At 62.8% G+C, this 23,022-nt stretch carries 22 protein-coding genes; 14 read left to right on the forward strand and 8 right to left on the reverse strand.

The window, feature by feature from the left end; genetic code table 11:
• Positions 1-19: 19 nt before the first annotated feature.
• Positions 20-913, reverse strand: a complete 894-nt coding sequence (locus tag A7X65_RS02000; protein WP_167358193.1) for a LuxR C-terminal-related transcriptional regulator — start codon at positions 911-913, stop codon at positions 20-22.
• A gap of 492 nt (positions 914-1,405) precedes the next feature.
• On the opposite strand from A7X65_RS02000, the gene A7X65_RS02005 reads away from it, so the two are divergent.
• On the forward strand, positions 1,406-2,104 hold the full coding sequence (locus A7X65_RS02005) for a response regulator transcription factor (RefSeq protein WP_245323211.1): 699 nt from the start codon (positions 1,406-1,408) through the stop codon (positions 2,102-2,104).
• 339 nt (positions 2,105-2,443) lie between these two features.
• Here A7X65_RS02005 and A7X65_RS02010 read toward each other — a convergent pair whose 3' ends face one another.
• The 4 genes from A7X65_RS02010 to A7X65_RS02025 all read right to left on the reverse strand — a co-directional run bounded on the left by A7X65_RS02010 (position 2,444) and on the right by A7X65_RS02025 (position 6,238).
• The gene (locus A7X65_RS02010) at positions 2,444-3,832 is read right to left on the reverse strand and encodes a class I adenylate-forming enzyme family protein (protein WP_063682688.1); all 1,389 of its coding nucleotides are present in this window, start codon (positions 3,830-3,832) and stop codon (positions 2,444-2,446) included.
• Entirely contained in the window at positions 3,819-4,064 is a 246-nt protein-coding gene (locus A7X65_RS02015) for an acyl carrier protein (RefSeq protein WP_063682689.1), read from the reverse strand. The genes A7X65_RS02010 and A7X65_RS02015 overlap by 14 nt, the downstream gene beginning before the upstream one ends.
• Before the next feature lie 36 nt (positions 4,065-4,100).
• Entirely contained in the window at positions 4,101-5,891 is a 1,791-nt protein-coding gene (locus tag A7X65_RS02020; protein ID WP_063684758.1) for a long-chain-acyl-CoA synthetase, read from the reverse strand.
• A gap of 77 nt (positions 5,892-5,968) precedes the next feature.
• Entirely contained in the window at positions 5,969-6,238 is a 270-nt protein-coding gene (locus A7X65_RS02025; protein WP_063682690.1) for a phosphopantetheine-binding protein, read from the reverse strand.
• 242 nt (positions 6,239-6,480) lie between these two features.
• Here A7X65_RS02025 and A7X65_RS02030 point away from each other — a divergent pair, with 242 nt between their 5' ends.
• The 9 genes from A7X65_RS02030 (at position 6,481) to A7X65_RS02075 (ending at position 15,575) form a co-directional block, all read left to right on the forward strand.
• Positions 6,481-7,707 carry an acyl-CoA dehydrogenase family protein gene (locus A7X65_RS02030; protein WP_082884805.1) on the forward strand — a complete coding sequence of 409 codons (1,227 nt, stop codon included), beginning with the start codon at positions 6,481-6,483 and terminating at the stop codon, positions 7,705-7,707.
• Positions 7,708-7,733: 26 nt separating this feature from the next.
• Positions 7,734-8,738, forward strand: a complete 1,005-nt coding sequence (locus A7X65_RS02035) for an amino acid--[acyl-carrier-protein] ligase (protein ID WP_063682691.1) — start codon at positions 7,734-7,736, stop codon at positions 8,736-8,738.
• Between the two features lie 32 nt (positions 8,739-8,770).
• The gene (locus tag A7X65_RS02040) at positions 8,771-10,045 is read left to right on the forward strand and encodes an O-acetylhomoserine aminocarboxypropyltransferase/cysteine synthase family protein (protein ID WP_063682692.1); all 1,275 of its coding nucleotides are present in this window, start codon (positions 8,771-8,773) and stop codon (positions 10,043-10,045) included.
• A gap of 27 nt (positions 10,046-10,072) precedes the next feature.
• Positions 10,073-11,185: a homoserine O-succinyltransferase MetA gene (metA, locus tag A7X65_RS02045; protein WP_063682693.1), complete on the forward strand. Its 1,113-nt coding sequence runs from the start codon at positions 10,073-10,075 to the stop codon at positions 11,183-11,185.
• Between the two features lie 36 nt (positions 11,186-11,221).
• Complete coding sequence (locus tag A7X65_RS02050) at positions 11,222-12,082, forward strand: hypothetical protein (RefSeq protein WP_063682694.1); 861 nt, start codon at positions 11,222-11,224, stop codon at positions 12,080-12,082.
• A 507-nt stretch (positions 12,083-12,589) separates the two neighbouring features.
• Positions 12,590-12,847 carry a helix-turn-helix domain-containing protein gene (locus A7X65_RS02060; RefSeq protein ID WP_063684760.1) on the forward strand — a complete coding sequence of 86 codons (258 nt, stop codon included), beginning with the start codon at positions 12,590-12,592 and terminating at the stop codon, positions 12,845-12,847.
• Between the two features lie 320 nt (positions 12,848-13,167).
• A complete protein-coding gene (gene gmd / locus A7X65_RS02065) occupies positions 13,168-14,238 on the forward strand; it encodes a GDP-mannose 4,6-dehydratase (RefSeq protein WP_063682696.1) in 1,071 nt (356 codons plus the stop codon).
• Complete coding sequence (gene fcl / locus A7X65_RS02070; RefSeq protein ID WP_063682697.1) at positions 14,219-15,178, forward strand: GDP-L-fucose synthase; 960 nt, start codon at positions 14,219-14,221, stop codon at positions 15,176-15,178. Before gmd ends, fcl begins: the two co-directional genes overlap by 20 nt.
• Positions 15,179-15,371: 193 nt before the next feature.
• Entirely contained in the window at positions 15,372-15,575 is a 204-nt protein-coding gene (locus tag A7X65_RS02075; RefSeq protein ID WP_063682698.1) for a hypothetical protein, read from the forward strand.
• A 5-nt stretch (positions 15,576-15,580) separates the two neighbouring features.
• Here A7X65_RS02075 and A7X65_RS02080 read toward each other — a convergent pair whose 3' ends face one another.
• Together A7X65_RS02080 and A7X65_RS02085 are read right to left on the reverse strand one after the other, a co-directional pair.
• Complete coding sequence (locus tag A7X65_RS02080; protein WP_063682699.1) at positions 15,581-16,513, reverse strand: diacylglycerol kinase catalytic domain-containing protein; 933 nt, start codon at positions 16,511-16,513, stop codon at positions 15,581-15,583.
• Positions 16,497-17,540, reverse strand: a complete 1,044-nt coding sequence (locus tag A7X65_RS02085; RefSeq protein ID WP_063682700.1) for an SPFH domain-containing protein — start codon at positions 17,538-17,540, stop codon at positions 16,497-16,499. Before A7X65_RS02085 ends, A7X65_RS02080 begins: the two co-directional genes overlap by 17 nt.
• Positions 17,541-17,642: 102 nt before the next feature.
• On the opposite strand from A7X65_RS02085, the gene A7X65_RS02090 reads away from it, so the two are divergent.
• The 3 genes from A7X65_RS02090 to A7X65_RS02100 all read left to right on the forward strand — a co-directional run bounded on the left by A7X65_RS02090 (position 17,643) and on the right by A7X65_RS02100 (position 19,903).
• Positions 17,643-18,383, forward strand: a complete 741-nt coding sequence (locus tag A7X65_RS02090; RefSeq protein WP_063682701.1) for an NUDIX hydrolase — start codon at positions 17,643-17,645, stop codon at positions 18,381-18,383.
• 456 nt (positions 18,384-18,839) lie between these two features.
• A complete protein-coding gene (locus A7X65_RS02095; RefSeq protein ID WP_063684761.1) occupies positions 18,840-19,658 on the forward strand; it encodes an alpha/beta fold hydrolase in 819 nt (272 codons plus the stop codon).
• 11 nt (positions 19,659-19,669) lie between these two features.
• Positions 19,670-19,903: an NrtR DNA-binding winged helix domain-containing protein gene (locus A7X65_RS02100; RefSeq protein WP_063682702.1), complete on the forward strand. Its 234-nt coding sequence runs from the start codon at positions 19,670-19,672 to the stop codon at positions 19,901-19,903.
• Positions 19,904-20,201: 298 nt separating this feature from the next.
• Here A7X65_RS02100 and A7X65_RS02105 read toward each other — a convergent pair whose 3' ends face one another.
• On the reverse strand, positions 20,202-21,164 hold the full coding sequence (locus A7X65_RS02105; protein ID WP_167358194.1) for an ABC transporter substrate-binding protein: 963 nt from the start codon (positions 21,162-21,164) through the stop codon (positions 20,202-20,204).
• A 383-nt stretch (positions 21,165-21,547) separates the two neighbouring features.
• Between A7X65_RS02105 and A7X65_RS02110 the strand changes: the two genes are divergently transcribed.
• The gene (locus tag A7X65_RS02110; protein WP_063682703.1) at positions 21,548-22,936 is read left to right on the forward strand and encodes an MFS transporter; all 1,389 of its coding nucleotides are present in this window, start codon (positions 21,548-21,550) and stop codon (positions 22,934-22,936) included.
• Positions 22,937-23,022 lie beyond the last annotated feature (86 nt).

Below are 23,022 nucleotides of genomic sequence, written 5' to 3' on the forward strand. Positions count from 1 at the left end.
CCCGTCTCCCGCCGCCCGGCTATTTGTACAGCCGTACCGCTGCGCCCGTCCGTTGGGCCGTTCCCTTGCGGAGTAGACCGTCGACAGGGGGTACCGCCACGTGACTGGACTGGCGGACCAGGTGAGCGGTCTCGTCGAGATGCTCCGGTTCGGGGATCGCCCCGTGACGCCTCACGATGGGAGCGCCGGCTTCACCGGCCGCCGTCGCGTGGTCATTTGCGGCGCGCACCTGCGATCCATGGTTCATTCCCCAGATCGCAGCCTGCGTCCGGTTTTGAACCCGTATCTTTCGCAGAATCGCCTTGACGTGGACTTTCACGGTCGCCTCGGCGATATCGATCTTTCGGGCAATGCACTTGTTGGAATCGCCTTCGATGAGGCAGGCGAGGATCGCGTTTTCGCGCGGGGAAAGTTGAGGCGAGGTAACGGTCTCTTGAGGGACGAGGGGCGCATGTTCATGTTGGGTGCGCTCCATCGTCTCACGTTCACGATTGCCGTCGAGAGCGAACGACAGGAATGCAGGCGGGAAGACCGTCTCGCCCATCGTCACCAGTTCGACCGATTTGATGAAGGCATCGCACGAATTGACGTTGACGAAGTAACCGCTGGCACCCGCACGAAATGCGGAGGCGAGCTCGACCGGCCGGTAGTTGTCCGACACGATCGCAACGGGCGCGTTGGGATATCGATCCTTCACATATCCGATCTCCGATACCGCAAGATCGAAATCATCGCCGGTGTGAACGATGAGAAACATCAGTTGCTGAGCTTGAAGCGAGCTTGGCAAGTCCTCCGGGGACGACACCGATATCGGCATTCGAAAATTGGCTTCGTGCAGTATTCTGGCAATGCCTTCTCTAATCAAAACGCTCTTTCCGATAAGAGCTACTTCGTAAGATTGATACCTCCTCATTGGGGCCTCCAGCCGACGCAATGACACACAACAGAAACGCAACAAAATAACGCAATCAAATTGGGTCTCACGAGAGACGGCCAGCCATCGGTGGTTGGCCGTTTGCGCTCGGGCCGTAGACGTCCGGGTATATGTGGCTACTCCGAGCGGGCGCCTTCCCGAAACGTCACCGGCAAATTCGTGGTTCCTATATTGTTTAAGCTTTTTAGAGTGTTAATCTCGAATTTACGATCGCCTATATGTCGTTCGTTATAGACGCGGAGCGCGTTGGAGACACGCAGACCTTTTGCTGCCGGCGCGGCGCTATCTGAGATCGTGTGTTCGTTCGTCGTTTGCGGAGCTCGCTGATTGCAGATTGGTCACGAACTCTCGCGGGCATTCGGTGCAAGTTGCGGGCGGAAGGCGGGCGCGCCAACCTGCTGATTGTATTGCATTGCAGCGGCGACGTCCGTGTCGGACGAAATTTTCGACCTATTGTTTGGAAATAGGAGTATGTTCAGCGCGTTGCTTGGGGGGACCTCGGCGGAGGAGCGCCCAATGGCATGTACCAATGTCGTCATTGCACACCGACATCCGATTGTCCTGGAGGGGCTGAGCATGGTGCTCGGCGCCCTGGCCGATTTCAAAATCGTCGCATCCTGTGAGAGTACTCCAAGCTGCATCGAAGCGATTAATAACCTCGCTCCCGATATCGCGATCGTCGACCCCGCGATGCCCGAGTGTGCCGAGCTTTTGGCCTTTTCGTCGCACGCATCACAAAATCGTTTGCCGGAAAGTCATTCGACACATTTAATCTTTTTTGGCTCGAGTGAAGATTGCGCGCTGGTGCTGGAATCCGGCCCCCCGACCTGCAGCATCATCCTGACAGACGCGGAGCCCGAGGCGCTGGTCGGGTTCTTGCGGCGCATCGCCGACGGCGACAGCCTGGCGCCGCCGACGTCACCCGACCCTGTCGCGTCGCAAGAGGAGAGGGCGAACGCGGACGACATGCTGGCAACGCTCACCGACCGCGAGCGCCAGATCATGCATCTGGTCTCCAAGGGATTGTCGAACAAGGAAATCGGGCGGCGGCTGAACATTGCCGACGGCACGATCAAGCAGCATCTTCACAACATCTTTCAAAAGCTTGAGGTCAGCAATCGGACGGTGCTCGCGGCCCTCGCGATCGCGCAATATGGTCGCGCGACGTGAACGACGGCGCGATGCCTTGAAGCTTTGTGGGTAGTCCGTTGGACCAGACCGCTGATCCGGAATCGCAGCCCTCGTATCGGCTGGAACGTGCTTTATTCGACGCCTGCGGGTCTGGGTCGTTCGCGTTGCCCGCTGTCAGTAACTCGTCGCGGTTCATAGCGAATGGCTCCAGTTGCGCCCCGCAGGGGTGTGCCACTGGGTTTCGGCATATTCAGAGCAGCGGCCCTGATCCTTTCCTGCCCTGCCCCCCAGCGATCAGGGCCGTTCTCTTTCCCCGACCTGCCAGCAGATCGCAGGCGCGCAAGGCCGATCCCGCGGCTGCCGCCGGTGACGAGGACATTACGCATCGGTGCGCGCCAGTTTCCCGGCCGCCGTAACGTCGAGCCGCTCCACGAAGCGGATCATCGCGGGCACCTTCCACACCGCCAGGCGATCCCTGCATTGGCCAAGAATCTCGGCGCGGATCGCCGCGTGGCGATTCTCGTCGGTCCCGTTCGCGAGGATGACGTCGGCGACCACGATGGCACCCGTAATCGGGCTCCTGCGCGATCGCGCGCGCGACATCTGGACGGAGGCGTGCCGGTTGATCACCGCCTCGACCTCTTCCGGATGCACCTTCAACCCGCCGATGTTGATGATGCCGCCGCGCCGGCCGACGAAGTGATATCGTTCGCCGCGCAACTCGACCATGTCGCCGGTATCGACGAACCCCTCGGCGTCGACGAGCGGCGGCGCATCCGCCCCGACATAGGCGCGTGCGGTCCGCCGCGAACGGATCCGCAGCGAGCCCTCGATCACTTTCATCTCCACGCCGCCTTGATTTTGGCCGATGAGGTGGGCGGGAAATCCCTCGCGCCCGTCGTCGACGCTGAAACCAACCCCGGCCTCGGTCGAGGCATAGGCATGACCGATCGAGGCGTGCGGAAATGCCTGAGCCAGGCCATCGAGCACGGCCTGGTCGGCGATTTCGCCGGACAGGCGGACATAGCGCGGCGAGAAATCGGCGGCCGCGCCGCTCATCAGGAGCTTGCGCCAGTGAGAAGGCGTTCCCGAAATGTGGGTGACGCCGCCCGCGCGCAGGCGTGCCACATGGGCCACGATGGCTTCCCCGGGTTCTGAAAGCACCATCGACCCGCCGCCGATCAAGGCACGCAGGAAGATCTGCAGGCCGCCATAGCGGCGGATGTCGTAGAACGTCGCCCAGGTCGCGCCGCGGCGGTGCGCAGGCCCGTCGGCGATGATGGCGCCGGCCAGTCCATCGAGCGTATGCCGGACGATCTTCGGCAGCCCCGACGTCCCCGAGGTCAGCATCAACCATTCGGTCGCATGGTCGGCCTCCGGCTTTATGGCTCTGCGTGCGGGCAGGTCGATGCCGAGGACAGCGCATTTTCCGGAGAGGTATTCGGATGGCGGGCGGTCGGTGACAATGGTATCGATGCCGGCCTGCGCGACCAGAATCTGCAGACGCTCCCAATCGACGTCGGGCGGGCAGAGGAGCATGCGGCGGGCTATCCCGTCGAGCTCGATCATGGCAAGCGCGGACAGCAGCTGCCTCGATGTTGCAAGCAGCACCGAGCGGCCTGACAGCTCGCAGGACGATCCGCCGATCAGGCAGCTGTGCTCGCTAAGGTCCGTCAGACGTACACTTTGCTGGGCATCGGAAATCGTGCGGTCCGTCGGACCCTCGTCGAGATACCGACGCAGCGCGATGACGTCAGGCGGGGACATTCTCGTAGGCCCTGACAAACTCACCGAGGGTCGAGGGGAAGGTTGCGTCTTCCGCGACAGTGAAGGGGTCGATACCGAGCTCGTCCTCCAGCCGCGCGACCAGGATGGCGAAGGCCAATGAATCGAATCCGGTTTCGTTCAGGCTCAGGTCATCCTCAAGCCGGGGAAGCGTCAATTTCTGCTCGTCGGCAATCTGCTTCATCGCGGAGAAGATCTTCGTTCTGACCAGCATGGTACTCACCTCACATTTGCGGCTTCCGAGCAGACGTCACAGCCTGATTGCGCCCTCGATGATGCGCGCGAAAACGGACGGGTCGATCGAATGATAGTCACCGGTCGCCGCATCACGGAAGAACAGCGGATCGTCCACCACAGAGGGATCGAATGCCTCGCGGATCAGCCGCTGCTTCTTCTTCCTGAAGGTGTCGGTCATCTCGAGCGACGGGCACAGCCTGACGAAGGCCGGAATTGCATAAGGCGGCAGCCTGCGCGAAAGGTGTTCGCGGAAGACACCGAAATCGAAATCCGGCTTCACCACCAGGGCCACCATGCCGGCGCGGCCATCGGTCCCGGACACCTCAACTCCATAGGTCGAGGCATCGAGTATGCCGGGGCAATCCGTGATCGTGTCGTTCACCTCGCTGGTCGCGACGTTCTCGCCCTTCCAGCGGAAGGTGTCGCCCATGCGGTCGATGAAGTGCAGATAACCGTGTTCGTCGCGCATCATCAGGTCGCCCGTGCGGAGCCAGGCATCACCCGCAGCGAAGACATCGCGCAGGATCTTTCTCGCGGTCTCCGCGGGATCCGTATAGCCCTCGAAACCCCAGCCGTCGCGACCGGCGCCGCCGATACGGCCTACGGCTTCTCCGGTCTCGCCGGGCGCGCAGGCGATGCAGAGCCCGTCGGTGTTCCGGACCGGGCTGCCGCTATCGGCATCGACCTTGATGATCGCGGCCGGAAAACGATGGGCCAGAACCGGCGGGATGCGGCCGACCGCGCCCGGCTTTCCATCGACGTTGAAGAGTGAAAAATTGCCCTCGGTCGCGGCATAGAATTCGATGATCTGCGGAATCGCGAACCGGCCGGCAAACGTCTCCCAGATGTCGCCGCGCAATCCGTTGCCGACGGCCAGACGCAGGCGGTGTCGCACCTCTTGTTTGGACGCCGGCGCCTTCAGGAGGTAGCGGCAGAGTTCGCCAATATACTGGAAGACGGTGCAGTCGAACCGCGCGACGTCGTCCCAGAACCTGCCGGCGGAGAACTTCTCGGCGATCACGACCGAGCCGCCCGCGAACAGCATGCTGCAAGGGGCTGCGACACCGCCCACGGAGTGATGGAGCGGCAGGCAATCGTAGAGACGATCGTCGATTGACGCGTCTGTCAGTCCGGCAAACCAGCCGCCCCAGGCGAGAACCCGGCGGTGACTGACGTTCGCCGCTTTCGGAAGGCCCGTGGTGCCCGAGGTGTAGATGAGGAGCGCGCGTTGGTCGATCGTGACGTCGCCGCGCTCGGCGGACGGCAGCGGTCGCGGCTCGAAGGCGGCGAGCGCGGCGTCCAGGTCGTGACCTGAACCGCCGGCGCAAAATGTCCAGCATTTCGGCACGCCATGCAGATGCGGACGCGCGCTATCGAATGCGTCCGCGCACTCCGGCGCCAGGATGAGGTGATCGGCATGAGCGACGTCGATACAATGGGCGAGCGATGGACCGACGAGCCTGGTGTTGATCAGCGCCACCGTCCCGCCAACGCTGCTGATACCCAGCCAGCAGGCAAGGTAGTCCGGCCGGTTCGGCATCAGCAGGCAGACGGTGCCGCCGGCATGGAGGCCGAGGCCCCGCGCCCAACGCGCATAGCGGTTGATCCGGTCGGCGAGCTCCCGATAGGTGAAGGACAGGCCATGCCCGAGCAGGGCGGGGCGATCGGGCTGACGCCGGGCCCAGTCCTGGACGATATCGGCGAACAGGTGGTGGGGCTGGGTCTCCGGCCGTGCGGTTAGCGCGATGGCTTTCAGCCAACTCTTCGCGGCGGAGCGTCTGCGTGGCGGAGCGTCCACTCTCATCGCCGGCTCGGCATGCGCGCGCACCCGTTCGATGCGGCTCGCCTCGTTGTCGAAGCAGGAGCTTTGTTCAGCCGGCTTCATCCCGACCCGGATCCAAGCTGATTGAGTATCATCCGCTCCATCGCCTTCACCGATTGGAAATTTTCGGGCGTGATCTCGAGTTGGGGAAGGATGAGATCGAACTCGGCCTCGACCTTGAGCATCAACTCGACCATGCCCATCGAGCTCAATCCGATGTCCACGAGTCGCGACTCCGGATGGACATCGGCCACGATCTCGTTCTGCTGAAGGACGTTCCTGACGACCGACAGAACGCGGTTCTGAACGTTGACGGCAAAGCTGTGCATGTCAGCCGGTCTCCTGCCGCGGCCAAGCGTGATCGCAATGGATGCGACGATACCCAACTGTTGCTCGGGTCAATAGCTCTGCTTCGGAGGTACCTCGCCCGGGACTGGAAGCCTCCTGATACCCACTTCTGCGCCAACGACGCGGTAGGGGAAGTGAGCTAGTTGTCGGTCTCGAGGGGAGATCTCCTCAATCTGTCTCGCATCGACTGGTCACGAAAACCATGAGACGGGAGGCCCGGCCTATGACTGTGCAGGAAGTCCAGTTTCGCGATGTCGCCAAGCAAATCGGGCGAATAGCGTTCTCTCCCGACAACTCCTCTTTCCGGCTGCGAACGGCAAAGGTCGCGGAAGTCGCTGCGGCAGAGGCCGAGACGGTCGATCGCACGGCGTGCTTCCCTCGGAAGGCGATCGACGCGGCGCGCAAGGAGAGATTACTCGGGGCTCAGATTCCGATCGAGTACGGCGGTGGCGGGGCGTCGATCTCCGAGGTCGCCGACATGTGCTATATGCTCGGCCGTGCCTGCGCTTCGGTCGGGATGATCTTCGCGATGCATCAGACCAAGATTGCGTGCCTGGTTCGTCACGGCGCCGGCAGTGGCTGGCACGAGAATCTCATGCGCCGCGTGGCCGCCGAGCAGTTGCTGCTGGCATCGTCGACCACGGAAGGCCAGAACGGTGGAAACATACGCTTCAGCTCGGCTGCCGTGGAGCACGCCGGCACCGAGATTTCGTTGGTGCGGGACGCCACGGTGATTTCGTATGGCGCGGAGGCGGACGGCATCATCACCATCGCCCGCCGCTCCGACGCTGCTGCCGGATCCGATCAGGTGCTGCTGGCCATCACCCGTGATGACTATACGCTGGAGCGCACCCTTGAGTGGGAGACGCTCGGCATGCGTGGGACCTGCAGTGCCGGCTTCAAGCTGAATTTCAGGGGAGCCGCGGAGCAGATATTCCCGGTGCCATACGAGAAAATCCACGCGCAGACGATGACACCCGTCGCCCACCTGTGTTGGTCCTCGGTCTGGGCGGGAATTGCGGCAGCCGCGGTGGACCGGGCGCAGCTCTTCATCCGCAAGGCTGCCCGCGGGGCGGGCGGCAACCTGCCTCCTGGTGCGACGCACTACACTGCCGCCAGGATGAGCCTGAACAAATTGCGCGCCGTGATCGCGGCGTGTCTCCAGTCCTATGAAGCGCGCGAACGCGATCTGCGCGCGATCTCGTCCGTCGATTTCCAGTCCTCGATCAATCTTCTCAAGGTGGAGGCTTCCGAACTTGCGGTTGCGACCGTCATGCATGCGATGCGCACCTGCGGCCTGTCTGGATACCGCAACGACACCGACGTGAGTATCGGCCGCCACCTGCGAGACGTGCTTTCCGCTCCGATCATGATCAACAACGATCGCATCCTCGCCAGCATGGGTACCGCCACGCTGATGAGCGCGGTTCCAGAGTCTCTGTGCGATTGATGTTGTTTTGAGAAGGAAAAGGCCCGATGAAGGTCGCCATCGTTGAAGCGCCGGCGGACGCCAATTCGCTTACGGCCGATCCGTTGGACCATCTTGCCGACACGCTGTTCCATGAGATGGGCTCGCCCGGCGTCTACGGCCGCACCGCGCTCTACGAAGACGTCGTGGAGCGGATTGCGGCGGTGATCTCGCGGAATCGCGAGCCGGACACCGAGGTGATGCGCTTCCCGCCCGTCATGAATCGCGCCCAGCTCGAGAAGTCCGGCTATCTGAAAAGCTTTCCCAATCTCCTCGGCTGCGTCTGTGGCTTGCACGGGTTGGAGAGCGAGATCGACGCGGCGGTCAGGCGCTTCGATTCCGGCGGTGACTGGACCGCGTCGCTGTCACCGGCGGATCTCGTTCTGTCGCCGGCCGCCTGCTATCCGGTTTATCCGATCGCCGCGAGCCGGGGACCCGTGCCGCCAGGCGGCTGGCGCTTCGACGTGGCCGCCGATTGCTTCCGTCGCGAACCCTCGCGCCATCTCGACCGGCTGCAGTCCTTCCGGATGCGCGAATTCGTCTGTATCGGCAGTGCCGATCTCGTGTCGGGATTCCGCGAGCGCTGGATCATGCGCGCGCAGAAGATCGCCCGGGATCTCGGGCTGACCTTCAGGATCGACCATGCCAACGACCCGTTCTTCGGCCGGGTTGGGCAGATGATGGCGGTGAGCCAGAAGCAGCTGTCGCTCAAGTTCGAATTGCTGGTGCCGCTGCGCTCCGAGGAGCGGCCGACCGCATGCATGAGCTTCAACTACCACCGGGATCATTTCGGCACGACCTGGGGCATCGTCGATTCCGCATCCACGCCGGCCCACACGGCCTGCGTGGCCTTCGGAATGGACCGTCTCGCCGTCGCCATGTTCCACACCCACGGCAAAGACGTCGACCTGTGGCCGATCGCGGTGCGCGATCTGCTGGGCTTCCCGGAGGCCGACCGCCGGCCGACTTCGACAATCGAGGAGTTGCGATGCGCCAAGGAAGTCGGGAGCTAGCCCGGGACCGGAGAGCCGTAGGGCCGGCGACCATGCGAAGAGAAACGCTCGCGGTCCACGGCGGCTTCGAAAGCGACCCGGCAACGAAAGCCGTTGCCGTGCCGATCTACCAGACGGCTTCCTATGTGTTCGACAGCGCCGATCATGGAGCCGCGCTCTTCAATCTCGAAGTGGACGGTTTCCGTTACACCCGGATCGGCAATCCCACCAACGCCGTGCTGGAGAAGCGCGTCGCCGCGCTCGAAGGAGGGATCGACGCACTCAGCGTTGCCTGCGGTCAGGCCGCCGTGAACTATGCGGTCGTCAACATCGCGGAGATGGGGTCCAACGTCGTCTCGGTGCCGCAGCTCTACGGCACCACGCATACGCTGTTCGCCCACATCCTGCCGCGGCAGGGCATTGCGGTCCGCTTTGCGGAAGACGACCGGCCGGAGAGCGTCGCCAGACTCATCGACGACGATACACGGGCCGTGTTTTGCGAGAGCGTCGGCAATCCCGCCGGAAACGTCTGCGACATCGAGGCGATGGCCGATGTCGCGCACCGTCGGGGCGTCCCGCTGATCGTCGACAACACCGTGCCGACGCCGATCCTGCTCCGGCCGATTGAGTACGGTGCAGACATCGTCGTGGAGTCGCTGACGAAATTCATGGGCGGGCATGGCACGACGCTCGGTGGAATTATCGTCGACGGCGGCAGATTCCAGTGGGCGGAGCATCGCCGGCGCTTCCCGATGATGAACGAGCCGGAGAAATCGTACCACGGCCTGGTCTTTACCGAGCGTTACGGTGCCGCCGCCTACATCGCGCGTTGCCGCGCCGTCTCTCAAAGGACCACCGGGGCCGTGCTGGCGCCGATGAACGCTTTCCTGCTGCTTCAGGGCATCGAGACCGTCGCCCTCCGGATCGAGCGGCACGTGGAGAACGGCGAGAAGGTCGCACAATTCCTGCGCCATGACCGTCGCGTCGGATGGGTGAATTATGCGGGCTTTCACGACAATCCCTATTTCGCGCTGACGCAGAAATATCTGGCCGGTCGGGCATGTTCGCTGCTGACTTTCGGCGTGGCTGGAGGATTTGAAGCAGGCAAGAGATTTTACGACAGGCTGAATCTCTGCAAGCGGCTGGTCAATATCGGCGATGCGAAGACGCTCGCCTGCCATCCCGCATCGACAACGCACCGGCAAATGTCGGTCGAGGAACAGCACAAAGCCGGCGTACGACCGGAGATGATCAGGCTGAGCGTTGGAATTGAGCACATCGACGACATCCTCGCGGATCTCGACCAGGCCCTCGGCGCCGCGAACTGATGCTTCGTCAAGCATAGAGGCAATCGAATGACTGTCCTGATCGACATCGAGTCGCACGAGCACCACCTCTCTTCGAGAGCGTCGGGCGCCGCCGACGCGAAGGCCTCACCGGGAAGGCGGGAGGAATATCTCGACATCGGGCTCGTCAACAACATGGCGGATGCAGCCTTGATGTCGACCGAGCGCCAGCTCTTCGACCTGCTCGATGCCGCTGCCGGACGGCTCTGCGTCAGGCTGCATTTCTACACGATGGAATCGACGCCCCGTTCGGATTGGGGACGCGATTACGTGCGTCGGTACTATCGCGGCATGGGCGATCTCCTGAACGGACGCCTGGATGGCGTGATCGTGACAGGTGCCGAACCCAGGGCCTCCTGCCTGACGGAAGAGCCATATTGGAGCACCTTCGCCGAGATCGCGGACTGGGCGACGGAGAATACCGTGTCGTCGATATTTTCCTGTCTGGCCGTCCACGGGGCGGTCCTGCACCTGGACGGCATTCCGCGCCACAAGCTGCCTGCCAAATGCTTCGGCGTCTTCGCTCAAACGAAGACGTGGCATCATCCGTTGATGCAGGACGTGCCGCGGACCTTCCGGATACCCCACGCCCGGTGGAACGAGGTGCAGGAGGAGGATCTCTCGGACTGCGGATATCAGGTTCTGACCTGGTCGACGGAGGCCGGGGTGGACTGCTTCGTCAAGCCGCAGAAGAAGAGCCTCTTCGTGCATTTCCAGGGTCACCCGGAATACGAAACCCAGAGCCTGCTGGGTGAATTTCGACGGGATATGGGACGCTTTCTCCGTGGCGAGAACGAAGTCTGTCCGACGATACCGCGGGGGTATCTGAACGAGGACGCGGAAGAAATCCTGATCGCTTTCCGGCAGAAAGCCCTTTCCGGCAGACAACCGGAGCTGTTCGCCGAGTTTCCGGTCGATCGGCTGGCGAAGGACCTGAGCAACGTCTGGCGTCTGCCGGCCCAGCGCATATACCGCAACTGGTTGCTGTACCTGGCGTCGCAGCGCGCCGGGCGTTCAAAGTCATCGGGAGCGCGAGACGAGACCTTCTCTGCGGCACGGCGCCACGGACGCAGGTTGGTTGCCGCGCGATCGGCTCATCCGGCGCGTGCGCAAGCCCGGTGACCAAAGGGCGCGCCGGGTGCCGCGGGCGAAACGAACATGATCCGATGTCGTGAGATAGAAATCGTCGATCTCGACGCCATCGCCGATCTCTTGGCAAACGGCTTTCCGGTCCGTCCGCGCGACTACTGGATCGATGGTCTCCGACGCCTGGCCGTGCGCGAGACGCCCGACAGCTTCCCGCGCTTTGGCTATATGCTCGAGCATGACCGGACGCCGGTTGGTGCTCTGCTCCTGATCCACACCGCCAGGTGCGATGGTGGAAATATCTCGATCCGGTGCAATCTCTCCAGCTGGTACGTGCAGCCCGCCTATCGCAGCTACGCACCCATGATGACCAAGGTCGCGCAACGTCACAGGGACGTGACGTACGTCAACATCAGCCCGGCGCAATGGACGTGGGATGCCATCGAAGCGCAGGGGTTCCGCCGTTATTGCGCCGGCCTGTTCTTTTCCTTCCCGGCCTTATCGCGACCTCCAAGGGATATGCGCGTGGAAGTCGTCCGGCAGGATACGCAGGCTATTGACGGATTATCGGAGTCAGACGTCGCCTTGCTCGCGCGCCACGCGCTCTACGGCTGTCTCGTTCTGGTGTGCCGCGCCGCTGATGGCCGCGCCTTTCCGTTCGTTCTGCAGCCGATGCGGCTGGGCCGCGTCAGCTTGCCATCGATGCAAATGATCTATTGCGCCGATGTGGCCGACTATATCGCGTGCGCCGGCGCCATCGGTCGTTTCTTGGTTCGACGCGGTTGGATATCGGTTGCTCTCGACGCCAATGGTCCCGTGACCGGCCTCGTCGGTATCTACAGGGAGCCGATCGGTCGCAAATACTTCAAGGGTCCGCATTGCCCCCGGCTTGCCGATTTGTCGGACTCTGAACTGGTGATCTATGGGCCATGACTGGGGCTAGGCGCCCAAACGCGGCGCCGGCCGAGCGGCTTTCCAGGTGGATTGAGCGCCGGACGCCTTGAGAGTCTTGCTGTCGCATCTCGTTTGGTCTCGGCAAAGTGAGGTTCCAAATGGAACCCCGCTGTTTTTTCCAGATTTGATTCAGGGAGGGCGAACGAAAGTCACGGGCGAATGCCTCGATCCTGCGAGCCCATTGATCATTCGAGGAGAGGCGTCAATTGACCGATAAAGCGCCGATGCAGAGTAGATACTTCATTCGGATGGGCGGCAAAGGGTGGATGGTCTACGATCGAGAGCGCAGGGGGCCGGCAATGATTGGGACGGACCTGGCTGAGAATCTGACCAGGGAGCGAGCCGAGGAAGTGCGGCACATGCTGGCGGCCTCAGGGCGAGGGCAAACGGGATCATCTTGATCTCCCGAGTTTGTTGAAAAGGGCGGGAGGGAGTTGATCGGTCGCGCTTCTGGGTGATACTAAAAGTATCAATTTGGAGCCCGCGGTGTCAATACGAAAAGTATCAATTCGCCAGATCAAGGCGGCCCGTGCTCTCTTGAATTGGAGCCAGGACGATCTGGCAATGCACTCTCAAGTGTCGTTGCCCACCATCAAGCGTTTGGAAGCCAACGACGGTGACGTGGGCGGTCGTCCCGAGACCCAGGAAGCCATTGTCGCAGCACTGCAAAGGGGCGGGATCGAGTTCATCCCGGAAAATGGCGGCGGAGCGGGAGTTCGCCTGACAAAACCCGGCAATCCATAGGTCGGTGCGGTGCCAACGGGGCCAGCCGGTCCTCCTGGGTCAGAGCGGGTCAGTAACGAAGCTCGTGGCGCGCCATGACCGGAAGCATTGCGTTTCAGCGCGCGCATTCGACACGATTTGCCGAACGGGCACTGAAACGACTGCATTGCCCTGACCCGCCAGGCTGAATACGAGGGCTCGATTCCCTTCACCCCCTCCAAATCCCCACGGCATTTCCGAGAGTTGACCGCAGCGGCCGTTCTGTCAAAGAAGGACGTCAAATCGAGGGTTGCCGCGAAGGGGCGGGCTGCCCGCGCGGTCAGCGGGAGTTAAGGGTTCATATGTCTGAGCGGATCGCTCTCATCACCGGCGTTACCGGCCAGGACGGCGCCTATCTCGCCGAATATCTGCTGTCGCTCGGCTATGTCGTGCACGGCATCAAGCGGCGCTCGTCCTCGTTCAACACCGCGCGCGTCGATCACCTCTACCAGGACCCGCATGTCGGCAACGTGCCGTTCCTGATGCACTATGGCGACATGACGGATTCGACCAATCTGATCCGTCTGGTGCAGCAGATCCGCCCCACCGAGATCTACAATCTCGCGGCCCAGAGCCACGTCGCCGTCAGCTTCGAGAGCCCGGAATATACGGCGAACGCCGATGCGATCGGCGTGCTGCGCCTGCTGGAAGCCATCCGCATCCTCGGCATGGAGAAGGAGACGCGGTTCTACCAGGCCTCGACCTCCGAGCTCTATGGCCTGGTGCAGGAGATCCCGCAGAAGGAGACGACGCCGTTCTATCCGCGCTCGCCTTACGGCGTCGCCAAGCTCTACGGCTACTGGATCACGGTGAACTACCGCGAGGCCTACGGCATGTTCGCCTCCAACGGCATCCTGTTCAACCACGAGAGCCCGATCCGCGGCGAGACCTTCGTCACCCGCAAGATCACGCGCGGCGTGTCGCGCATCGAGGTCGGTCTGGAAGACACGCTCTATCTCGGCAATCTCGAGGCCAAGCGCGACTGGGGCCATGCCAGGGACTACGTCGAGGGCATGCACAAGATCCTGCAGGCCGACAAGCCTGATGATTTCGTGCTCGCCACCGGCGAGATGCATTCGGTGCGCGAGATGGTCGAATTGTCGTTCGCGGAAGTAGGCCGCCGCATCGCCTGGCGCGGCAAGGGCGTCGAGGAGACCGGCATCGACGAGGCGAGCGGCAAGACCGTCGTGAAGGTCGATCCGACCTATTTCCGCCCGACCGAAGTCGATCTCCTGATCGGCGATGCCAGCAAGGCGCGCGACGTCCTCGGCTGGAAGCCGAAGCGGAGCTTTGCCGAGCTCGTCGCCGAGATGATGGCGAGCGATCTGGCCGAGGCAAAGCGGGACGCGGGCGATGGCAAACGCACCGTTTGAGCTGAAGGGCAAAAGCGTCTACGTCGCCGGCCATCGCGGCATGGTCGGCGGCGCACTCGTGCGCCGGCTCGAACGGGAAGACGTCCGGCTCGTCACGGTGACGAGGGGCGAGGTCGATCTCTGCAACCAGGCCGCCGTGTTCGACTGGTTCGCGAAGGTGCGGCCGCAAGTGATCTTTCTCGCCGCGGCAAAAGTCGGCGGCATCGTCGCCAACGACACGCTGCGCGCCGAGTTCATCTACGACAACATCGCCATCGCAGCGAACGTGATCCAGGCCGCGCATCAGAATGGCGCCGAGAAGCTGATGTTTCTGGGCTCGTCCTGCATCTATCCGAAGCTGGCGCCGCAGCCGCTGCGCGAGGACTCGGTCTTGACCGGCCCGCTGGAGCCGACCAACGAGCCCTATGCGATCGCCAAGATCGCGGGCATCAAGATGGTCGAGGCCTATCGCAGCCAGTACGGATGCGACTTCATCAGCGTGATGCCGACCAATCTCTACGGTCCCGGCGACAATTATCACCCCGAGATGAGCCACGTCGTGGCCGCCCTGATCCGGCGCTTCCATGAAGCCAAGGTGTCGGGCGCGAAGAACGTCGTGGTGTGGGGCACCGGCACGCCGCGGCGCGAGTTCCTCTATGTCGACGACATGGCCGATGCTTGCGTGCACCTGATGAAGACCTATTCCAGCCCGGAACTGGTCAACATCGGCACCGGCGAGGACATCGCCATCGCCGAGTTCGCGCGCGTGGTCGCCGACATCGTCGGCTACAGTGGCGAGATCAGCTTCGACACGTCGCGGCCCGACGGCACCCCGCGCAAGCTGCTCGACGTCAGCCGCCTGGCAAAGCTCGGCTGGCGCGCGACGACCTCGCTTCACGACGGCTTGAAGCGTGCATATGCGGCGTATCAGGTCGAGGCGCCCGGGGCCGCGCAGAGGTAGGAACCTTCGCCACAAGCGCGAGTTGGCCGGTCGGGTCAGGCGAAAGCCACACGAGGCCAACCGTGCAGGAAGCTGTGCGCGTGCGCTCCACCGCGCAAATCGCGGGCCATCTGATTCATCCGATGCTGGTGCCGATTCCGATCGTGTGCGCCAGCGATAGAGCGTGAATTCGAGAGAGCTGGAGGAGAAGACCATGGGCCTTGCTCAATACGCGATCGTGCCGGTGCAGGACGAATGGGGCGTGCTGCACGACGGCGACGTCAAGAGCCGATATGCCACCAAGGAGGCCGCCTTCGAGTCGGCGGTGGCTGCGGCGTCGCTGGCCCTGCGCGAGGGCCACGAGGTCCATGTCAGCGTGCCCGGCCGCGAAGCCGGCGAGAACGCGCTCGGCATCTAGCGCGATCACACGATCAGCCGCCCGCGCCGCGCGGCAATTCCGATCGTGACCTCGGCGCCCGCGTTGAAGTCGAGGCGGTCGGCCTCGACGCCGTCGCTGAAGATGACGCCGTTTTCCGCCATCAGGGACCGGATGCGCAATTGATCCTCGGACGCCAGCCGTCCGCAGACGAGATTGGTCTGCGAGTGGCGGCTCGGGAAGGGTTCGCGCACGGCGAAGCGCAGCTCGGCTGCGTCCCAGGGCAGGGCGTCGTAGCTGGCCGGCGAGGGCTGGCCGAAACTGCCGGCGATCGCGAGCGAGCCGGTGACGATGCTCTTGAACCAGGCGGTCGAGCCGAGCCCGGTCGAGACGATCAGCCCGCTCGAGGACTGCCGCTCCGTCATCCCGCCGGCAGCGATCTCGTAGACCGCGGAGACGTGCGTGCGTGCGCCGACGAACAGGTCGTTCACGGCATGCAGCACCTGCCCGTCGGAGAGCCGCGCCTCCGCCATCGTCACCGCCTGGCTGTCACGCTTCTCGGCGGCGACATCAGGCAGGAGCTTTGCGAGGTCGCCCGGCACGAAGGGCAGGAGAATGCCGTCAAAGCGCGTCGGGTCCGGATTGACCCCGATCAGCGGATGGCCGTCGAGATACTTCATCGTGTTGGCGACGACGCCGTCCTGACCGAGCGCAACCACGATGTCATCGGGCGCGAAGATGAAGTTGGGCAGGAAGCCGCGCTCGATGACCTGATAGCGTCCCCATTGCTCCAGCACCTGCAGCGTCGTGCGACGCTGCGCCTGGTAGACCTCGTGCTCGCGCTCGTAGTCGGAGAAGTCGGCGCCGAGGTGCTCGACGTAGAACCGCGCCTGCGCCGGCGTCAGGTAGCGCGCGATCAGGTCCTCCAGCCTGGTCCGGCGCGTCACCAGCACGATCTTGCGGTCATTGGCGGCGGGCATTGGCGGCCTCGGGCTTCGGCTTCTCCATCAACTGGCTGAGCAGATCCGGAGAGACGTTGAGCTGGCCGATCTTCTCGGCCTTCTCGGCGATGCCGGTGAAGGCTTGCGCGATCAGCTGCCCCGGCTGCATGCCGGATGCGGCGAGCGCCTGGATCACCCGGGTGTCGACGCCCTCGAAGATCTTCATCAGCGCGCCGACCCGATAGGCCTCTGCGTCGGCCAGCGTCCGGGTGTTCTCGGCATTGAGGCCGACGAAATCCTTGCGCTTGCCTTCCAGCACGATGTCCGCGGCCATGCCGGCCTGCCTCAGTTCGTTGCGCTTGGCGGCAACGCTCGCCTCGGCGTCCATCTGGGTCTCGCGGATCGACCGTTTCTTCTGCTCGACCGCGATCTCGGTGTCGAGCTCGCTTTCGCGGATGGCGCGCTCCTGCTCGACGGCGAAGTTGCGCCGGGCGAAGATCGCTTCGTCCGCAGTCTTCAGGATCGCCTCGCGCGCTTCCGCCTCCAGCGCCTTTGCGGTGTCGGGCGTCGGCTTGATGCCGCGAATGGACACGCCGAGGATCTCGAGGCCGAGCGCGGCGATGTCGGCGCGCGCCCGCAAGCCTGTCGCGATGATGTCGGCGATGCGGTCGGAGGACTGCAGCGCGTCCTTCAGCGTCAGCTCCTTGATCGCCTGCTGGGCGAGGACCTCGACCGTGCCGAGGATACGCTGCGGCAGCTTCTCGGGATCGTCGGTCTCGTAGGTCCTGCCGTCGGCCTTCAGGGTGAAGTCGAGCATCGCGGCCGCCTTCTTCGGCTCGTTGATGCGGTAGGTGACGTGGCCCTGCACCGTCAGCGTCTGAAAGTCGCGCGCGATCTGCTGGAAGATGAAGGAGGCGTCGCGGCTGCCGATCGGCACGGCGACGAGCATGGTCACCGGCGCGTAGTAGAGCGCGGACAGACCGGCGCCCTCGGCGACGACAGCGCCGGCGCGATACTTCATCAGATAGGTGGTGGGCTGGGCCTTGATGAACCTGACGCCAAACATGGCTTTCTCCGTGGGGTCCTTAGTAAGTGTGTCTGAACAACTAAGTAAGTTGGACTGTACAACTAACTATGCTAGTGTCAAGGCCGATCAGCGGAGGTGGCAATGGCAGGTGAGCCCAGAAGCAAAGACCTTGGCAAAGACCTTGGAAAGTCGGGGCAATTGGACTTTCCGCGGCCCCTGACCACGGTCGACGTCGTGATTTTCACGATTTCGGGCGACAGCCTCCAGGTGTTGCTGGTGCAGCGCCCGGCGGACGAGGGCGAGCCGTTTCCGCAAGCCTGGGCGCTGCCGGGCGGCTTCGTCGATGTCGCCAAGGACCGCGATCTCGCGGCCTGTGCGGCGCGCAAGCTTAGGGAGAAGACCGGCGTCACGAGCCCTTATCTCGAGCAGCTCGGGAGCTGGGGCAGTGCGACGCGCGATCCGCGCGGCTGGTCGGCCACGCACGCCTATTTCGCGCTGATCCCGGACGACGCCGGCACGCTCGCATCCGATGCGCGCTGGTGTCCGATTCAAGGGGGCCGGCTCAAGGACAAGCTCGCCTTCGACCACGGCGACATCCTGGCAACGGCTATCCAGCGCCTGCGCAACAAGGTGGAGTACACCTCGCTGCCGGCCTATCTGATGCCGGCGGAATTCACGCTGCCGGACCTGCAGCGCGTTTACGAGATCGTGCTCGACCGCCCGCTGGAGAAGAGTGCGTTCCGGACCCGGATCCTGTCGGCCGACATGATCGAGGCGGTCGCAAAGATGCGGCGCGGCCCCAACCGTCCGGCGCAGCTCTACCGCCTGAAGAAGGGCAGGGAGCCCGTGTATTTTGTGCGGACGTTCAATCCGCCAGAATGATGTCGCGGCGACCGAGTTCGTGACGCATGATCCGAGGCTCCGGTTCGGCGCTTGAATCACGTCTTGGGGCGGCTGCACCAATGGTCCGTCGCTGATGTCGCTCCTGATCTGACTTCACTTCGGCTTTTGGGGCAAAGCGGCCGTGACTGGACCTGCTGCTGGCTGGCTCCAGTCGTGAATTGATCCATCTCGGGCAGTCGCATCGATTGGTGCAGCGAGGGAAACCTGACAGTGAGAGACCCGACCGGTCAGGCTTCTACTTCGGGCTTTTTCGAAAGACGTAGCTGTGTCCTTCCACCATCATCACGCTGAGGTTGTAGCCGCGACGTTGCTTCGGCAAAGTGATCCCGAAATTCTAAAACTCTGCCCGCGAAATTGAATAACGCGTGGGCAATGGATCAATTAATCGCTTGTCCTTTCAACAAAACGTCTGACAGCGCAGATGGGGGCGACTCGATGTCCACGATCACGACCAACGACGGTATAAACATCTTCTACAAGGATTGGGGATCAGGTCAGCCGATCGTCTTCAGCCACGGTTGGCCGCTGTCAGCGGACGACTGGGATGCCCAGATGATGTTCTTCCTTCATCACGGGTATCGGGTGATCGCCCACGACCGGCGCGGCCATGGCCGGTCCGACCAGCCGAGCACCGGCAACGACATGGACCGTTGGGTTGCGGACCTCGCGGCCCTGACTGAACACCTCAACCTGCGCGACGCGATCCACATCGGGCACTCGACAGGTGGCGGTGAGGTGGCTCGCTATGTCGCTCGCCACCAGGAGCGCGTCGCGAAGGCGGTCCTGGTCGCTTCACTGACGCCGAACATGTACCGGAGCGAGACCAACGCGTCCGGTCAACCGCCGGAGTGGTTCGCAGCGATCCGAGCAGGCGTGCTGGGCAACCGGTCGGAATTTTACCGTTTCGTCCCTGAGAATCCGTTCTACGGGTACAACCTCGATGGGGCCAAGCCTTCGGAGGCAATCATTGCGAACTGGTGGCGCCAAGGCATGGCCGGCGGTGCTCTCGCTCACCACGCGACTGTCGCCTCCTGGCTCGAAGATTATACTGAAGACCTCAAGAAGATCACCGTGCCGGTGCTGGTGATGCATGGCGAGGCTGATCAAGTCGTCCCGTTCGGAAGCTCCGTGCCGCGTGCAGTCAACTTGCTCAAGAACGGGTCGTTGAAGACCTATCCCGGCTACCCCCATGGCATGCTGACCACGCATGCGGATGTCCTCAACCCCGACCTGCTATCATTCATCAGGTCTTGACGGCATCTCTCATGCCGGCGGAATTCACGCTGCCGGACCTGCAGCGCGTCTACGAGATCGTGCTCGATCGCCCGCTCGAGAAGAGCGCCTTCCGGACGCGTATCCTGTCGGCCGACATGATCGAGCCGGTGGCAAGGATGCGGCGCGGCCGCAACCGTGCGGGCGCAGCTCTATCGCCTGAAGAAGGGCAAGGAGCCCGTGTATTTCGTGCGGACGTTCAATCCACCGGAGTGATGTCGCGGTGACTGTGTTCGTGACGCATCGTTCGAGGCTCCGGTTCGGCGCGTCAATCACGCCTTAAGCGACCGCATGGTCCGTCGCCAATGTCGTTCCTGATCTGGCTCTACTTCAGATCCCGTGGCAAAGCGGCCGTGACTGGACCTGCTACTGGCTGGCCCCAGTCGTGAATTGACCCGGAGCGGTCACTTGCCGTCCGAGACAACCTCATGTCTTCGCACGGCCGTTCGTCCGCATCTGACCCGACCTTCGGCTTATGACCCAACGCGGACTTGGTCCAACCTTCATTTCTCGTAAAGGCGATCTCTACTCAATCACTCGATCCGCCATCAGAAGCACTTGTTCCGGGACAGTCAGCCCCAATGCTTTGGCCGTGCGGAGATTGATCACGAACGCAAACTTCGTTGGCTGCTCAACCGGCAAGTCCGCTGGTTTCGCGCCTTTCAGGATGCGATCCACATAGTTGGCCGCAAGTCGAAAGAGGGCCTTGAGGTCTGGCCCATAAGCCATCAACCCGCCGCGGTCTGGGTAAGTGTCGATCTGATATACCGTGGGCAGCCGATACTTCAGGGCGATTGATGGCAACGCATCGCGCGGCGGATCTGCAAGGACATAAACGACCTCGCAATCCGCCGCTTTCATGTCGATGAACGCCTTTTCAAGGTCTTCCGGATTCGGCGCAATGAAACGTTGCACCGAAATGCCGACGGCTTCTGCGGCCTTGGTTGCAGTTTGTGCCATAGCCGGGTGCACGGGGTTGTTTGAGGTGAGTATGCCGATCTTCTGCACCTTGGGAAACAGCAGGCGAATAATGTCCAGCGTCTTGGCCGTTAGATCGGCGAACATATTGGCTGTGCCGGTTATGTTGCCACCTGGTCTGGTAAAACTCTTGACGAAGCCTGAGCCGACAGGATCGGTAGCTGGCGACATAACAATCGGAATTGTCGAGGTTGCTCGTTGTGCTGCTGCGATCGCAGGTGTCGCTTCAGCAATGATAACGTCCGGCTTCAGAGCGATGAGCTCCGAAACTAGATCGGGCAGCAGAGAGTAGTGACCTTTCGCCTCCCGCAGATCAATGATGAGGTCGCGTCCTTCTCGGTATCCCATCGACCTGAACGCTTCTCTGAACCATCCGATTATCCGCTCGCCCGAGCCTGAGGTAACCAACCCGATGCGCCATGGCCGCGATGAATCGGCATTTGCCAGAGCGACGATAGCAATCGAACAAGCGGTCGTAAGCACCGTGCGACGCGCTACTATTCGACTCACGATTTCCTCCTGATGTACGGCGATCCAAAGGTTAGCACGATCATTGCGGAGATGGCTCGCTTTGGCGGAGGTGTCTGCAATTGGCCCTTCGCGCCATTTGGCTGCGCACAGCATTCGGCCGATATTGGTGCACCGCGAACCTCTGCACACCTCCGCCCGGCAGATTTTTGGGCCCAAGGCCCAGATAACATCATGTTAGGTTTATCGCATAACAGGGTAATTGTGTTACCCCGGCGATAGCCTATTGTCGCAGTCAATCAGACACCCATCGGCAGTGACCAGCGCTCGCGGACATCCGCAGAGCGCTAGGAGAGTGCTGTCCAAATTCCCCAAGAAGCCCGCCAACGGGACGTCAGAGAAAAACGCAGTGGAGGAATTTTCAGATGACCGCGACCCATCAGATGAGTCAGTCCCGGAAGGCTGCCGCCAGCGGCTGGATCGGTTCGGCTCTCGAATATTATGACTTCTTCATCTACGCGACTGCCGCCTCGCTGATCTTCCCGCAAATCTTCTTTCCGTCCGAAAACCCCACCGTCGCGATCGTCGCATCGCTGGCGACCTATGGCGTCGGTTATGTGGCGCGTCCCATCGGCGCCTTCGTGCTCGGGCATTGGGGCGACACCCACGGCCGTAAGACCGTTCTCATCGTCTGCATGTTTCTGATGGGCATTTCGACCATGGCGGTGGGCCTGCTGCCGACCTATCATCAGGTCGGCATCCTCGCGCCGATCCTCCTCGTCATCCTGCGCCTCGTGCAGGGATTTGCCGTTGCCGGTGAAATCTCCGGCGCGAGCTCGATGATCCTGGAGCATGCGCCGTTCGGCCGGCGCGGCTTCTACGCGAGCTTTGCACTCCAGGGTGTGCAGGCCGGACAAATTCTGGCAGCCGCGGTCTTTCTGCCGCTGGCGGCCTACATGCCGACCGAGGCCTTCAACAGCTGGGGCTGGCGCATCCCCTTCCTGCTCAGCTTCTTCGTCATCGTCGCCGGCTACATCATACGCCGCGAGGTCGACGAGACTCCGGCCTTCGCCCGCGAGGGCGAGCGGGGCGAGACGCCGCGGGCGCCGATCGTCCAGGCCATCAAGCTGAGCTGGCGCGACATGCTCAGGGTCATCTGCATGGCGCTGATGAACGTCATCCCCGTCGTCGCGACCATCTTCGGTGCGGCCTACGCGGTGCAGCCGGCCTATGGCATCGGCTTTGCCAAGGACGTCTATCTCTGGATCCCCGTGCTCGGAAACATGCTGGCCGTGTTCGTCATTCCCTTCGTCGGCCATCTCTCCGACAAGGTCGGCCGCAAGCCTCCGATCATCGTGGGCGCGCTGCTCTCCGGTCTGCTCGCCTTCGGCTATCTCTACGCCATCAGCATCAGGAACGTGCCGCTGGCAATCTTGCTCTCGCTGCTGATGTGGGGCGTGGTCTATCAGGGCTACAACGCGATCTTCCCGAGCTTCTATCCGGAGCTGTTTCCGACCCGCACCCGCGTGTCGGCGATGGCGATCTCGCAGAACATCGGCACCACCATCACCGCATTGCTCCCGGCGCTGTTCGCGACAGTGGCGCCTCCCGGCTCGGCCAACATTCCCCTGACGGTGGGCGCGATCGCCTTCGGCATCACGGTCATCGCCGCGCTGGCCGCCGTCACGGCCCGGGAGACCTACCGGATCAGCATCGACGATCTCGGCAATCCCAAGGCCGTGCCGATGCCGCGCGCCGACTACGAGCGGCGGCGCGAGGAGGCCGCAAGCGGCGCGGCCGCCATTCCGACCTGACGGCAACGTGACGAGGCCATGCCGCTGCGAACGTCGATGTTTGCAGCGGCAGGGCTTCAGGCGTTATGTGTCTATCCGGCTTTGTG

Source organism: Bradyrhizobium stylosanthis (genome assembly GCF_001641335.1).
GTDB classification, from domain to species: domain Bacteria; phylum Pseudomonadota; class Alphaproteobacteria; order Rhizobiales; family Xanthobacteraceae; genus Bradyrhizobium; species Bradyrhizobium stylosanthis.

What these genes read in the sequence shown, in the direction of transcription:
- gmd (WP_063682696.1), top strand. Translation starts at nt 13,168, where the DNA reads ATGTCTGAGCGGATCGCTCTCATCACCGGCGTTACCGGCCAGGACGGC.
- A7X65_RS02020 (WP_063684758.1), bottom strand. Translation starts at nt 5,891, where the DNA reads ATGAGAGTGGACGCTCCGCCACGCAGACGCTCCGCCGCGAAGAGTTGG.
- A7X65_RS02100 (WP_063682702.1), top strand. Translation starts at nt 19,670, where the DNA reads ATGCCGGCGGAATTCACGCTGCCGGACCTGCAGCGCGTCTACGAGATC.
- A7X65_RS02085 (WP_063682700.1), bottom strand. Translation starts at nt 17,540, where the DNA reads ATGTTTGGCGTCAGGTTCATCAAGGCCCAGCCCACCACCTATCTGATG.
- A7X65_RS02090 (WP_063682701.1), top strand. Translation starts at nt 17,643, where the DNA reads ATGGCAGGTGAGCCCAGAAGCAAAGACCTTGGCAAAGACCTTGGAAAG.
- A7X65_RS02110 (WP_063682703.1), top strand. Translation starts at nt 21,548, where the DNA reads ATGACCGCGACCCATCAGATGAGTCAGTCCCGGAAGGCTGCCGCCAGC.
- A7X65_RS02000 (WP_167358193.1), bottom strand. Translation starts at nt 913, where the DNA reads ATGAGGAGGTATCAATCTTACGAAGTAGCTCTTATCGGAAAGAGCGTT.
- A7X65_RS02015 (WP_063682689.1), bottom strand. Translation starts at nt 4,064, where the DNA reads ATGCTGGTCAGAACGAAGATCTTCTCCGCGATGAAGCAGATTGCCGAC.
- A7X65_RS02030 (WP_082884805.1), top strand. Translation starts at nt 6,481, where the DNA reads ATGACTGTGCAGGAAGTCCAGTTTCGCGATGTCGCCAAGCAAATCGGG.
- A7X65_RS02035 (WP_063682691.1), top strand. Translation starts at nt 7,734, where the DNA reads ATGAAGGTCGCCATCGTTGAAGCGCCGGCGGACGCCAATTCGCTTACG.
- A7X65_RS02050 (WP_063682694.1), top strand. Translation starts at nt 11,222, where the DNA reads ATGATCCGATGTCGTGAGATAGAAATCGTCGATCTCGACGCCATCGCC.
- A7X65_RS02005 (WP_245323211.1), top strand. Translation starts at nt 1,406, where the DNA reads ATGTTCAGCGCGTTGCTTGGGGGGACCTCGGCGGAGGAGCGCCCAATG.
- fcl (WP_063682697.1), top strand. Translation starts at nt 14,219, where the DNA reads ATGGCAAACGCACCGTTTGAGCTGAAGGGCAAAAGCGTCTACGTCGCC.
- A7X65_RS02025 (WP_063682690.1), bottom strand. Translation starts at nt 6,238, where the DNA reads ATGCACAGCTTTGCCGTCAACGTTCAGAACCGCGTTCTGTCGGTCGTC.
- metA (WP_063682693.1), top strand. Translation starts at nt 10,073, where the DNA reads ATGACTGTCCTGATCGACATCGAGTCGCACGAGCACCACCTCTCTTCG.
- A7X65_RS02010 (WP_063682688.1), bottom strand. Translation starts at nt 3,832, where the DNA reads ATGTCCCCGCCTGACGTCATCGCGCTGCGTCGGTATCTCGACGAGGGT.
- A7X65_RS02040 (WP_063682692.1), top strand. Translation starts at nt 8,771, where the DNA reads ATGCGAAGAGAAACGCTCGCGGTCCACGGCGGCTTCGAAAGCGACCCG.
- A7X65_RS02080 (WP_063682699.1), bottom strand. Translation starts at nt 16,513, where the DNA reads ATGCCCGCCGCCAATGACCGCAAGATCGTGCTGGTGACGCGCCGGACC.
- A7X65_RS02095 (WP_063684761.1), top strand. Translation starts at nt 18,840, where the DNA reads ATGTCCACGATCACGACCAACGACGGTATAAACATCTTCTACAAGGAT.
- A7X65_RS02075 (WP_063682698.1), top strand. Translation starts at nt 15,372, where the DNA reads ATGGGCCTTGCTCAATACGCGATCGTGCCGGTGCAGGACGAATGGGGC.